Source organism: Pusillimonas sp. ANT_WB101, assembly GCF_008369125.1.
GTDB lineage: Bacteria > Pseudomonadota > Gammaproteobacteria > Burkholderiales > Burkholderiaceae_B > Allopusillimonas.
Genome location: NZ_VOAY01000001.1, coordinates 1,060,732 through 1,074,118, shown reverse-complemented (window position 1 = coordinate 1,074,118; position 13,387 = coordinate 1,060,732). Strand labels below are relative to the sequence as shown.

The following is a 13,387-nucleotide window of genomic DNA, read 5'->3' as shown; positions in this document are numbered from 1 at the left end:
CATGAGCTATCGTCCTTCTACCGGTAAAACCCGCAACATGACCATGATCCAGGCCTTGAGGTCTGCCATGGATGTCATGCTGGGGCGCGATGAAAATGTAGTGGTTTTTGGGCAAGACGTGGGTTATTTCGGCGGCGTATTTCGCTGCACCGAAGGCTTGCAGACCAAATACGGCACGTCCCGTGTTTTTGACGCCCCCATATCAGAAGGTGGCATCGTCGGTGCCGCGGTGGGCATGGGCGCCTACGGTCTGCGGCCCGTGGTTGAAATTCAGTTTGCCGACTATTTTTACCCAGCCACTGATCAAATCGTTTCTGAAGCGGCTCGCTTACGTTACCGCTCGGCCGGCGACTTTATTGCGCCGCTCACCATACGCATGCCTTGCGGCGGCGGTATTTTTGGTGGGCAAACGCATAGCCAAAGCCCGGAAGCCCTGTTTACCCATGTCAGCGGCTTGCGCACGGTTATGCCTTCCAACCCTTACGATGCCAAAGGCATGCTTATTGCGGCAATTGAATGCGATGACCCTGTCATCTTTCTTGAACCAAAGCGTTTATATAACGGCCCCTTTGACGGCCATCACGATCAACCCGTCGTGCCATGGTCCAAGCACCCCATGGGCGCAGTCCCTGAGGGGTATTACTCCATTCCCCTCGAATCAGCATCTGTATTCAGACCTGGCAGAGACCTTACCGTACTTACTTACGGCACCATGGTGTTTGTAGCTGAAGTGGCGGCGCAAGAATCAGGCATTGATGCCGAAATTATTGACCTGCGCAGCATTTGGCCACTGGATATCGACACGGTCCTGGCATCGGTGCGCAAGACAGGACGTTGTGTGGTTTTGCATGAGGCAACCCAAACCAGCGGCTTTGGCGCCGAGCTGGTCAGCTTGGTGCAGGAGCATTGCTTCTATCACCTTGAAGCTCCCATAGAACGCATTGCAGGCTGGGACACACCTTACCCGCACGCACATGAGTGGGCATATTTTCCTAGCCCGGCCCGTGTGAGCGAGGCTTTTCGCAGGGTTATGGGGGGAACGCCAGGCCGTGAGGTTCAGGAAGACAGGTTTACGGCCGGGAGGGAGGGCTGATCATGGGTATACACATTATTAAAATGCCTGACATCGGCGAAGGTATTGCAGAAGTTGAGCTGGTAGAGTGGCATGTGGCGGAAGGCGAAAGCGTGGTCGAAGATCAGGTGCTGGCCGATGTCATGACGGACAAAGCCACGGTGCAGGTACCGTCGCCCGTGCACGGCAAAGTGCTGGCACTGGGCGGTAAGGTGGGCGAAGTCATGGCGGTTGGCTCCGAGCTGGTGCGCCTGGAGGTCGAAGGCCAGGGCAACGAGCATCTGCATTCTGGCAAAAGCCGTCGGCCCGCCGCGTCAGTGGCGACAGTATCGGGCAGCGCAAGCAGCGAACATGCTGTACGTGTCGGGCAGTTTGACGACAGCGCGTTGGGCAAAGACGCGGGCTCGACCGCCAGCGCCGCTGCAGGTCATGGCAAAGATTCGAACAAGGCGGCGGAAACGTTAGCGCACCATGAGAATAAATCCGGTCATTTGGCAGCAGGGCAGGTGCAAGGACATGGGCAAGGGCAGGCAAGTTCTGGCTCAAACCAGCCCGCCGCACCCTCCGGCGCAAACCACTCATCCGCCGGATCTGACGCACGTGTAGCGACGGCCAGTGCTGCGGGCCACGGCAGCGGCATGGCAGCCCGGCCTGATGGAGAAAAACCACTTGCTTCCCCCGCAGTACGTAAACGCGCCTGGGATCTGGGCATAGAACTGCAGTATGTAGCAGGCTCTGGCGCAGCAGGGCAAATTACCCACGGTGACCTTGATCTGTACATTGAGCGGGGCGCCAAGGCAAGTGCCACAGCGCGGCCCTCGGCCTATGCCCGTCGCGATGACGAACAAGACGTACCCGTAGTTGGCCTGAGGCGTCGCATTGCCGAGAAGATGCAAGAGTCCAAGCGGCGAATTCCTCATTTTTCGTACGTGGAAGAGGTCGATGTCACTGAACTCGAGGCCCTGCGCCAGAAGTTAAACGCCCAATGGGGCGCGGAGCGCGGCAAGCTGACGCTTTTACCCTTGCTGGCACGTGCTGTTATCAATGCGTTGCGTGAGTTTCCGCAAATCAATGCGCGCTATGACGACGAGGCGGGTGTTGTAAAACGCTATGGTGCCGTGCATCTGGGCGTTGCTGCTCAGACGGCTGCTGGGTTAATGGTTCCGGTTGTACGGCATGCCGAAGCGCTTGATCTGTGGGCCTGCGGGGCTGAAATCACGCGTCTGGCCGAGGCCACACGGGCAGGCAAGGCAGCCCGCGATGAGCTCAGTGGCTCCACCATTACCCTAAGCAGTCTGGGCCCCCTGGGCGGGATAGTGTCTACACCCGTCATCAACCACCCCGAAGTGGCGATCGTGGGCGTTAACCGTATGGTAGAGCGGCCCATGATTGTTGGTGGTGCCGTCGTCGCACGCAAAATGATGAATCTGTCATCGTCGTTTGATCACCGCGTCGTGGACGGCATGGATGCCGCCCAATTCATCCAGCGCGTGCGCGGGTATCTCGAATGCCCTGCCATGCTGTTTATCGAGTAAGGAGCCCGGGTTTTATGCAATCCACAACACTGTTGATTATCGGTGGGGGTCCCGGCGGCTACATCGCGGCCATTCGCGCCGGCCAACTGGGCATTCCTACGGTTCTGGTTGAAAGCGACAATGTAGGAGGCACTTGCCTTAACATTGGCTGCATTCCGTCCAAGGCGTTAATTCATGCCGCTGATGAGTTTCACAAGGTGGTTGGGTACGGTGGCAGTTCGTCACTGGGTATACAGGTATCCACACCTGCCATAGACATAGGCAAAACCGTTGCCTGGAAAGATGGCGTGGTCAAGCGATTAACCGGCGGTGTGGCGGCACTGCTGAAAAAGAACGGCGTGCACGTCATCAAGGGCTGGGCCCGCATTATCGATGGCAAAACCATTGCAATCGATCAGGGTGGCAAGGCGGGCGAGCCCTTACAGATCAGCTGCGAGCATTTGCTGTTGGCCACTGGTTCAGCGGCCACCGAGCTGCCTGACATGCCTTTTGGTGGCAAGGTTATTTCATCTACCCAGGCCTTGTCGCCAACCACGGTGCCTGAGCGCATTGCCGTGGTGGGTGCCGGCTATATAGGCCTGGAACTTGGCATCGCTTATCGCAAACTTGGCGCTCAGGTAAGTATTATCGAAGCGCAAGACCGCATTTTACCGGCCTACGACGCCGATCTGACAAAGCCCGTGCTGGCATCGCTCAAAAAACTGGGTGTCACGCTGCATCTGTCATGCGCGGTAAAGGGCATGAACGCCGCAGGCACGGCGCTGCGTGTACTAGACCAACGCGACAGCGAACTACTGTTCGAAACAGACCAGGTACTGGTGGCCGTGGGCCGGCGCCCACGCACAGCGGGCTTTGGCCTTGAATCGCTCATGCTCGACATGGACAGCCGGTCGCTTCGCATCGATGACCAATGCCGCACGTCCATGCACAACGTATGGGCCATAGGCGATCTGGTGGGCGAACCTATGCTGGCTCATCGGGCCATGGCACAAGGTGAAATGGTGGCTGAAATTATTGCGGGCAAATCACGTCGGTTTACGCCTGCCTCCATACCAGCCGTGTGTTTTACAGACCCTGAAATCGCCGTGGCGGGTCTTAGCCCCGATGAGGCCACGCAGCAGGGCCTGGACTGCATTCATGCCATGTTCCCATTTAGCGCCAATGGGCGGGCCATGACACTGGAATCCACCGAAGGCTTTGTACGAGTAGTCGCTCGCCGCGACAATCATCTTGTAGTAGGGTGGCAGGCTGTCGGACCAGGGGTTTCCGAATTAAGCACGGCCTTTTCGCAATCGCTGGAAATGGGCGCACGTCTGGAAGACGTGGCGGGCACGATTCACGCGCATCCCTCTCTGGGTGAAGCCGTGCAGGAAGCCGCACTGCGGGCCCTTGGCCACGCACTGCATATTTAAGAACATGGCACCCGGGGTTGTCGACGATACAATAATCACTGTTTTACCCCTTTCACTTACAAACAAGGCAGCCCTCCATGTCAGCAAGCGATAAAAACCCTGAGGCGACACAGCCGCGCCTGGACTATGTCATGTGTGCCAGCCCTGCGGGCACACACCGTATGGCGTATTGGGAGTGGGGTGACCCCAGCAACTCCCGAGTTCTTCTTTGCGTGCACGGCCTAACGCGCACAGGGCGTGATTTTGACAAGCTGGCACAACGATTGGCTCCGCATTACCGTGTGGTCTGCCCCGACATCGTCGGTCGTGGCACGTCCGACTGGCTGATCAACCCAGCGGGTTATGTCGTACCTCAATATGTCGCCGACTTGCTCACGTTGATTGCGCGCCTGAAACCCGCAACGCTCGACTGGGTGGGTACGTCAATGGGTGGCCTGATTGGCCTGGGGCTGTCCGGGGCGCTGGCCATGTCGGCACTGGCCCAGCCTGTGCGCACGGGGGCAGGGCTACCAGAAGATCGGGGTGTTCCGCTGGGCAAAATGGTACTTAATGATATTGGCCCCATGCTTAAAGCAGACGGGTTAGAGCGCATTGCCGCCTACGTGGGGCAGCCCATGAGCTTTGACAGCTTTGACGAGGCAGTTGCCTACGTGCGCAGCGTGTCGGCAAGCTTTGGCGAACACGACGAAGAGGGCTGGAAGGCCTTGACGCGTTACGTGTTTGTTGAGCAGGACGGCCAGTGGGTCAAACATTATGACTTGCGTATTGCTGAACCCTTTGCCCTGCAAAACGAGGCGGCGATGCAGGCCTCTGAGCTTATGCTTTGGCGGGCTTATGAAAGCCTGACCGAACCGGTGCTTATTGTGCGAGGTGAACTCTCTGACCTGCTAACCGAAGCCACCGCCCAGGAGATGCTGCGGCGTAATCCGCAGGCACGTTTGCATACAGTACCGGGCGTGGGGCACGCGCCTACGCTGCGCAGCGACGATCAGATCACTGTAGTAGAAAAATTTCTGCTAGGTAACACAGCGTAAACTACGCTTTTAATAGTAAAACAGGAGACTGGGTGAACGTTGATTTGCACTGCCATTCCACGATGTCTGATGGCGTGCTCGAGCCAGCCGTCGTTGCGGCCCGCGCGCAGGCCAACGGCGTTGACCTTTGGGCGCTCACAGACCACGATGAGCTGGCGGGGCTGGCTGAAGCACGACAAACTGCCGAGTCTCTGGGTATGCGGTTTGTTACAGGGGTAGAAATCTCCGTAACGTGGGCCGGTCACACCGTGCACATCGTTGGTTTAAACGTTGACGAACACAACAAGGCCCTCAATGAAGGGTTGGCAGGCATACGCAACGGGCGTGCCATTCGCGCACACGAAATGGCCGACAAGCTCGAAAGCCTGGGCATCCCCAACAGCTATGAGGGCGCGTTGCCCTACGCAGCCAACCCTGATCTCATTAGCCGCACCCATTTTGCGCGCTTCTTGGTCCAGGAAGGCTATTGCAGCAAGCTGCAAGAAGCCTTTGACAAATACCTGAAAGATGGCGGCCCCGCTTATGTGCCCATGCACTGGTCAACCCTGGACGACGCCGTGGGCTGGATTACCGGCGCGGGGGGGCGGGCTGTCATTGCTCACCCCGGCCGTTACAACTACACACCCATGCAGTTTGATGCTTTGTATGATCACTTCCTGAACGTGGGTGGGGTAGCCATCGAAGTCATGACAGGCAGTCATACGCCTGATCAGTACGCACAGTACGCGACTGTGGCGCGCCAATACGGCTTTATGGCTTCCAGCGGGTCTGACTTCCACAGCCCCAGAGAAGGTAAACTAGATCTGGGTGAAGTGCCGCCCCTGCCAGCTGACCTCAAACCTGTCTGGCACGACTGGATCTGAACTTTTTACGGAGAAACGGGCCAATGCACGCGCCAGATCGCGCAAGCGCACCGTCGTCTGGCGGTTAGCCCTGAAGTTAAAAAATGAACAAGGCATTTGTCAAAGAAAACGACAACGACGACGATGATGACGACCTCGGCCCTGAGGCCGTCCCTTTGCCTGCGGGTACAAAAAACTACATAACCCGTGAAGGTTACGACCGACTGCGCGCAGAGTACGAGCATTTAATTAACATTGAACGGCCTGAAGTGGTGCAAGTCGTTTCGTGGGCAGCCTCCAACGGTGATCGCTCAGAAAACGGCGATTACCTGTACGGTAAAAAACGCCTGCGCGAAATCGACAGGCGCATGCGGTTTCTGACCAAGCGGCTGGAGATCGCCGAGGTGGTGGACCCTGCCTTGCAGCCCAATCGCGACCAGGTGTTTTTTGGTGCCACGGTCGTGTACAGTGACAAAGCGGGCGAAGAATTCAGGGTTACCATTGTTGGTGTAGACGAGGCCGAGCCTCTGCACGGCCGCATCAGCTGGATCTCGCCAGTTGCACGCGCTTTGATCAAGGCGCACGAAGGCGATACGGTTGTGCTGCGCACGCCAGCGGGTATAGACGAACTGGATGTGCTCGAGATCTCTTACCCTGAAGCCTAACGCTTTTCGAACTGGCCATCCCCTTCGAGCGCTCAGTCTTTCCCCCACGCTAACTGGTAAAATGCTATGTTTACCTCCCCCTCCTTTGCCTGCCTCGTATCGTGAACTCCTTTCTGCATTTCCCCGGCTCCCTGGTGTTATCCTCTTTCAGGCGCGAGCAATTGCTCCAGCGCTTTTCCCGGTTAGATTTGCCCGTTGCCGATATTCAAGGGCATTACGAGCATTTCGTGTGGGTTGACAGTAATCTCGACGACGCGGCGCAACAGCGCCTGCAACAATTGCTCGATTACGGTGTAGCGGGCGAGGCCCCGAAGCACACCAAGAATACCCTGACGTTAAGCGTAGTACCACGGCTTGGCACGGTGTCGCCATGGGCCAGCAAGGCCACCGATATTGCCCACAACTGCGGCTTTTCTGCCGTACGACGCATAGAGCGCGGTATCCGCTACGTTATTACGCCTGCACGCGGGCTGCTGGGCGCCAAAACATTCGACGAAACCCAGTTGGTGGCCATTGCAGGCTGTCTGCACGACCGCATGACCGAAACCGTGGTCGATCAAAACTTTGACGGCGCTGCACTGTTTGCCTCGCTGCCTGGCAAGCCCTTGCAAACCATTGACGTACTGGGAAGCGGGCAAGAAGCATTACAAGAAGCCAACCGCACGCTGGGCCTGGCACTCTCGGCCGATGAGGTTGACTACCTTGACAGTGCGTTTCGTCAATTGGGGCGCAACCCCACAGACGTCGAGCTAATGATGTTCGCCCAGGCCAACAGCGAACACTGCCGCCACAAAATCTTTAATGCGCAGTGGGTCATAGACGGGCAGGCTCAAACTGAAACTCTTTTTGGCATGATACGCGCGACGCACAAGGCGCAGCCCGAGGGCACGGTTGTAGCCTATTCCGACAACGCCGCCGTTATGGAAGGCGGGCAGGCCACGCTGTTTCACGCCAGCCAGCCGGGCGAAGAACGTGTTTACGGGCATCACGCGGCGCGTGTGCACACCTTGATGAAGGTCGAAACCCACAACCACCCAACCGCCATTGCGCCGTTTCCTGGCGCGGCAACGGGAGCAGGCGGCGAGATTCGCGATGAAGGCGCTACGGGCAGGGGGTCCAAGCCCAAGGCCGGCCTGACCGGTTTTACGGTTTCCAGCCTGCGCTTTGACGACGCCATAGAGCCCTGGGAGGCCGACAACTACGGCGCACCTGATCGCATCGCCAGCCCGCTCGACATCATGATAGAGGGCCCTATCGGCGGCGCCGCATTCAATAACGAATTTGGTCGCCCCAATTTGCTGGGCTACTTTCGCGCATTTGAGCAGACTTCTGCCGGTGTGCACTGGGGCTATCACAAGCCCATTATGATCGCAGGCGGCCTGGGTTCCATCGACGCGCGCCTTACTCATAAAGACCCTATCCCTCCGGGTGCACTGCTCATTCAACTGGGCGGCCCCGGCATGCGCATAGGCATGGGCGGCAGTGCTGCATCCAGCATGAGCGCCGGTGCCAATACCGCCGAGCTTGATTTTGACTCTGTACAGCGCGGCAACCCGGAGCTCGAACGACGAGCCCAAGAAGTCATAGACCGGTGCTGGCAGCAGGGCGACAACAACCCCGTCATCGCCATCCACGACGTTGGCGCAGGCGGGCTGTCCAATGCGTTTCCCGAGCTGGTCAATGACGCTGGCCGCGGTGCATTGTTTGAACTGCAACAAGTGCATGTTGAAGAGTCGGGGCTGTCTGCCGCTGAAATCTGGAGCAATGAATCGCAAGAACGCTACGTGCTGGCGATTGCCCCTCAAGATCTTGCCCGCTTTGACGCCATTGCGAAGCGCGAACGCTGTCCCTATTCTGTTGTGGGCGTAGCCACTGAAGCGCGCCAGCTTAGGGTTACGTACGGCGAAGGTTTGCCGGGCGTCAGTGAAACCGTTCAGGCTTTGCCCCAAGGCGACATTCGTCCGGTTGATGTGCCCATTGATGTCATTCTGGGCAAGCCACCGCGCATGGAGCGCGACGTACAGCGTCACGAAATCATGCACGAAGAGGTTGATGTCGTCGGAATAGACCTGAGCGAAGCCATAAATCGTGTGCTGCGTCACCCCACAGTGGCCAGCAAAAACTTCCTCATCACCATTGGTGATCGCAGCGTTGGCGGGCTTAGCAGCCGCGACCAGATGGTTGGCCCATGGCAAATTCCTGTGGCCGATTGCGCGGTAACACTGGCTGACTACGAAAGCGTGCGCGGTGAAGCCATGGCCATGGGCGAACGCACGCCATTGGCTGTCATCAACGCCCCGGCATCAGGCCGTATGGCGGTTGCCGAGGCACTGACCAACCTGGTTGCCAGCGATGTGCAATCACTTAAAGACATTAAGCTGTCGGCCAACTGGATGGCTGCCTGCGGGGCAGAGGGGCAAGACGCCGCACTGTATGACACCGTGGCTGCGGTCAGCGATTGGTGCCAGGCGCTAGATCTGTCTATACCCGTTGGCAAAGATTCACTGTCCATGCGCACGACATGGGAGCAAGACGGCGAGGCGCGTGAGGTTGTCGCACCGGTTTCGCTGGTGGTAACCGCTTTTGCGCCCGTCGTTGACGTGCGCGCCACGCTGACGCCACAGCTTCGCACAGATGTGGGCGACACGGTATTAATTCTCATCGATCTTGGCCTGGGCCAGCAACGCCTGGGCGGCTCCGTACTGGCACAGGTGTTCAAGCAGGTAGGGCAAGATACCCCCGACATGCACGATGCAACTGTCATGCGTGCATTTTTCCAGACCATACGCAAACTGGCGCAAGACGGTGATATTCTCGCCTACCATGACCGCTCAGACGGCGGCTTGCTGGCCACGGTGTGCGAAATGGCATTTGCAGGGCGCACTGGCGTTTCTCTTAACATTGACATGCTTACCTTTGACGCCAATGTGGCGGACTGGGGCGATTACAAAATAAGGTCTGAACAGGTGGCGGTGCAGCGTGACGAGGCCACGATCAAGGCTTTGTTCGCCGAAGAGGCTGGCGCCGTCATCCAGGTACCTCGCAGCCGCCGTGATGCCGTGCTAGAAGTGCTGCATAAGGCAGGGCTGTCTACACACTCACACCCCGTAGGCACGCTCAATACCAAAGATGAAGTTCAGATCTACCGCGACGGCCAGTGCATTTATCAAAAGCCGCGCGCCGACCTGGGCCGGCAATGGTCCGAGGTTACACGTCGCATCATGAGTTTGCGCGACAACCCGGCGTGTGCCGAGGCCGAATTTGAACTCTGGAATGACGTCGAAGACCCGGGCCTGACGCCTGTAGTGCCGTTTGATCCGCAAAAAGATGTGGCCGCACCGTTTGTGGCGCGCGGAGCCCGGCCACGCATGGCTGTGCTGCGCGAGCAGGGATGCAACAGTCAGGTCGAAATGGCCTGGGCGTTCGACAAGGCTGGTTTTGAAGTGCTTGACGTTCACATGACAGACCTGCTGTCGGGGCGCGTGCGTCTTGACACCGTGCAAGGTCTGGTTGCCGTGGGCGGCTTTAGTTACGGCGATGTGCTGGGCGCCGGAGAAGGCTGGGCACGCACCATACGCTTTAACAACCAATTGTCTGACCAATTTGCGGCCTATTTTGCACGACCGGATACCTTTGCGCTGGGGGTGTGCAACGGTTGCCAGATGATGGCAGCACTTGCCCCCATGATCCCCGGTGCAGAACACTGGCCCCGGTTTACGCGCAATCAATCTGAAAAATACGAAGCCAGGCTGTCTCTGGTAGAAATCCCCGAGTCACCATCGCTGTTTCTGCAAGGCATGGCCGGCACACAAGTACCCGTAGCGGTTGCGCACGGCGAAGGTTACGCTGACTTCTCGCGCCAGGGCGATCAGGCCAAGGTGCAGGGCGCGCTGTACTTTGTCGATAACCGTGGGGTACGCACAGAAGACTACCCCGCCAACCCCAATGGAAGCTCGCAGGGGCTCACAGGGGTAACCACGGCAGACGGGCGTTTCACCATTATGATGCCGCACCCTGAACGCACCACACGCAATGTGATGATGTCGTGGGCACCCAGCACCTGGGGCGAACAAGACAGCGGTGGCCTGGCTTGCCCTCAGGGCGGCTTCACGCCGTGGATGCGCATGTTCCGCAACGCGCGGGTGTGGCTGGGTTAATCGGGCTCGCGTCTGCCCAAACAGCCCTCTGGCGCAGCAGCACGTGTTGCTGCGCCAGATATCTCTTGACGCCAAACCTTGCCTGCTAGTGCTGTTGGTTCAACAGAATCAATCGCTTTACGTGTCGTCATTACTTAATGATGAGCCTAAGCGTCGCAAGTACCCGACACACAACCCACGGGATGGCCGTGTGGGCGCCGCGAAGGCTAGGTAAATACCCTCATGTGGCGTATAATTCTGCTTTGCACGGAGCTAGTTTATGCGTCTCATAAAAAAAGCGCTCACCTTCGACGACGTTTTGTTGGTGCCAGCATACTCAAACATCCTGCCGCGCGATTGTTCGCTTACCACGCAGTTTACGCGCGATATCACGCTTAATATCCCCCTGGTTTCTGCAGCCATGGACACGGTTACCGAGTCCAGGCTGGCCATTGCCATGGCCCAAGAAGGCGGCATCGGCATCATCCACAAAAACCTGAGCACTGACGAACAGGCCCGCGAAGTTTCGCGCGTCAAGCGTCACGAGTTCGGTATCGTGATCGACCCGGTTACCGTAACCCCCACCATGAAAGTGCGCGATGCCATTTCGCTACAGCGCCAGCATGGGTTTTCAGGGTTACCCGTGGTAGAAGGCGGCAAGCTGGTCGGTATCGTTACCAACCGCGACCTGCGCTTTGAAGACAGGCTTGATCTGCCATTGCGCGATGTCATGACACCGCAAGACAGGCTCATCACCATGCATGAAGGCGCCACGCTCGAAGAAGCGCAGTCACTCATGCACAAGCACCGCTTAGAGCGCGTGCTCATTGTCAACGACAAGTTTCAACTGCGCGGGCTGGCTACGGTCAAAGACATCGTCAAAAACACAGAACACCCCAGTGCGATCAAAGACAAACACGGCCAGCTTCGAGTAGGTGCTGCCGTGGGTGTGGGTGACGGCACTGAAGAGCGCGTCGAAAAGCTGGCCAATGCCGGCGTCGACGTCATCGTGGTTGATACCGCCCACGGTCATTCTGCCGGGGTTCTCGATCGCGTTAGCTGGGTCAAGAAAAACTACCCCAATATTCAGGTCATAGGCGGCAACATCGCCACTGCCGACGCGGCGCTTGCCCTGGTTAAGGCCGGCGCTGACGGCGTCAAAGTCGGCATAGGTCCGGGTTCCATCTGCACCACACGTATCGTGGCAGGGGTTGGGGTGCCGCAAATTACCGCCATATCCGACGTTGCCAAGGTGCTGCAGGGCACAGGCGTGCCGCTTATTGCCGATGGCGGCATCCGCTATTCGGGCGATGTCTCCAAGGCATTGGCTGCAGGCGCCAACGCCTGCATGATGGGCGGCATGTTCGCCGGCACTGAAGAAGCGCCTGGTGAAGTAGTGCTGTTTCAGGGGCGTTCGTACAAGTCATATCGCGGCATGGGCAGCCTGGGTGCCATGGCTGATGGCTCGGCCGACCGCTACTTTCAAGACCCCGCCAATAATGTCGACAAGCTGGTACCTGAAGGCATTGAGGGCCGTGTGCCCTACAAAGGCAGCGTCGTCGCCATTATTTACCAGCTTCTGGGCGGCATACGTGCCTCCATGGGCTATTGTGGCTGCGCTTCCATCGAAGATCTGCGCAACAAGGCAGAATTCGTCGAAATCACCTCAGCAGGCGTGCGGGAGTCACATGTGCACGACGTGCAGATCACGAAAGAAGCCCCCAACTACAGGGCTGATTAAGCCACCCAAAGGCTTGCCGCGCTACTCGTCGCAATCAACGGGTCGCGCGGCATCAAACGCCCAGGCTTTTCTATTTAAAGAGCCATTCGCGTTACGTTAACGCGTTAACCTGGCAGCTTTCTGGTTTCAGGCCGGCATGCGCCATGTTCAGGCCCGCATCAGCACAGCCTGTGCGCCCCACACTCAGCCCCCCGCAACAGCCAGCAAAGTCTGCGTCACATCTTCAGGGTGTGAGACCATTGCGCAATGTCCGGCACGCAGCGTTTCTAGTTGCCATAAAGTGTTGGCCCTGACCCATTCAAACGAACTTCGCACAGCCATAAACTCAGGCTCCACACACTGCACATAGGTGGCGGGCAGGTTGTTGCCAACGGGGTTTTTAAGCTGCAGGGCAGTACGATAGGTGTTGTAGGGGTGTGGGGTAACGCGGCCTTCTTCAAATGCCAAGTCATCCGCCTCGGTAAGGCCAAGCGCTTCCAGCCTAGGAGGGGCCAGCACCGGCACTGGCCCACCGGCTTTTTCTACGCCTGCCTCCAACTTTTCGATGATATTGGCGGGCAGCGTATCCAGCGTTGAAACACCGCTTTCCAGAATAAAGGCATCAAGATACACCAGCTTCTTGATGCGGTCAGGTACCACATCAGCCACGCCGGTTATGGTCATACCGCCAAAACTGTGCCCCACAAGAATAACGTTGTGAAGATCTTCCCAGACCAGCACGTTGACAATATCTTGCACAAACGTCTGCAACGTAATGTCGCTTGACAGCAAGTGGCTGCGTTCACCCAGCCCGGTACAGGTTGGGGTGTAAACGGCGTGACCTGCGGCACGCAGCCGGTCGGCAACGCGTGCCCAGCACCAGCCGCCATGCCAGGCGCCATGCACCAGAACAAATGTAAGAGGGGCTGTCGCCGCAATTGGATTAGAAACAGTCATGTGGTGGGTACTCG

At 58.0% G+C, this 13,387-nt stretch carries 9 protein-coding genes; 8 read left to right on the top strand and 1 reads right to left on the bottom strand.

What is annotated here, in order from left to right:
• Position 1 precedes the first annotated feature (1 nt).
• The 8 genes from FQ179_RS04935 to guaB all read left to right on the top strand — a co-directional run bounded on the left by FQ179_RS04935 (position 2) and on the right by guaB (position 12,437).
• A complete protein-coding gene (locus FQ179_RS04935; RefSeq protein WP_149396130.1) occupies positions 2-1,093 on the top strand; it encodes an alpha-ketoacid dehydrogenase subunit beta in 1,092 nt (363 codons plus the stop codon).
• A gap of 2 nt (positions 1,094-1,095) precedes the next feature.
• Positions 1,096-2,607, top strand: coding sequence for a dihydrolipoamide acetyltransferase family protein (locus FQ179_RS04930; RefSeq protein ID WP_149396129.1), 1,512 nt, complete (start codon positions 1,096-1,098; stop codon positions 2,605-2,607).
• Positions 2,608-2,621: 14 nt separating this feature from the next.
• Entirely contained in the window at positions 2,622-4,019 is a 1,398-nt protein-coding gene (gene lpdA, locus FQ179_RS04925; protein WP_149396128.1) for a dihydrolipoyl dehydrogenase, read from the top strand.
• A gap of 77 nt (positions 4,020-4,096) precedes the next feature.
• On the top strand, positions 4,097-5,053 hold the full coding sequence (locus FQ179_RS04920) for an alpha/beta fold hydrolase (protein ID WP_255474835.1): 957 nt from the start codon (positions 4,097-4,099) through the stop codon (positions 5,051-5,053).
• Positions 5,054-5,085: 32 nt separating this feature from the next.
• Positions 5,086-5,916, top strand: a complete 831-nt coding sequence (locus tag FQ179_RS04915; RefSeq protein ID WP_370459836.1) for a 3',5'-nucleoside bisphosphate phosphatase — start codon at positions 5,086-5,088, stop codon at positions 5,914-5,916.
• Positions 5,917-5,999: 83 nt separating this feature from the next.
• Positions 6,000-6,560, top strand: a complete 561-nt coding sequence (gene greB / locus FQ179_RS04910; protein WP_149396127.1) for a transcription elongation factor GreB — start codon at positions 6,000-6,002, stop codon at positions 6,558-6,560.
• A gap of 101 nt (positions 6,561-6,661) precedes the next feature.
• A complete protein-coding gene (gene purL / locus FQ179_RS04905) occupies positions 6,662-10,717 on the top strand; it encodes a phosphoribosylformylglycinamidine synthase (RefSeq protein ID WP_149396126.1) in 4,056 nt (1,351 codons plus the stop codon).
• A 259-nt stretch (positions 10,718-10,976) separates the two neighbouring features.
• Complete coding sequence (gene guaB / locus FQ179_RS04900; RefSeq protein WP_149396125.1) at positions 10,977-12,437, top strand: IMP dehydrogenase; 1,461 nt, start codon at positions 10,977-10,979, stop codon at positions 12,435-12,437.
• 183 nt (positions 12,438-12,620) lie between these two features.
• On the opposite strand, the gene FQ179_RS04895 is transcribed toward guaB, so the two are convergent.
• Positions 12,621-13,373 carry an alpha/beta fold hydrolase gene (locus tag FQ179_RS04895; RefSeq protein WP_149396124.1) on the bottom strand — a complete coding sequence of 251 codons (753 nt, stop codon included), beginning with the start codon at positions 13,371-13,373 and terminating at the stop codon, positions 12,621-12,623.
• Between the last annotated feature and the right edge of the window lie 14 nt (positions 13,374-13,387).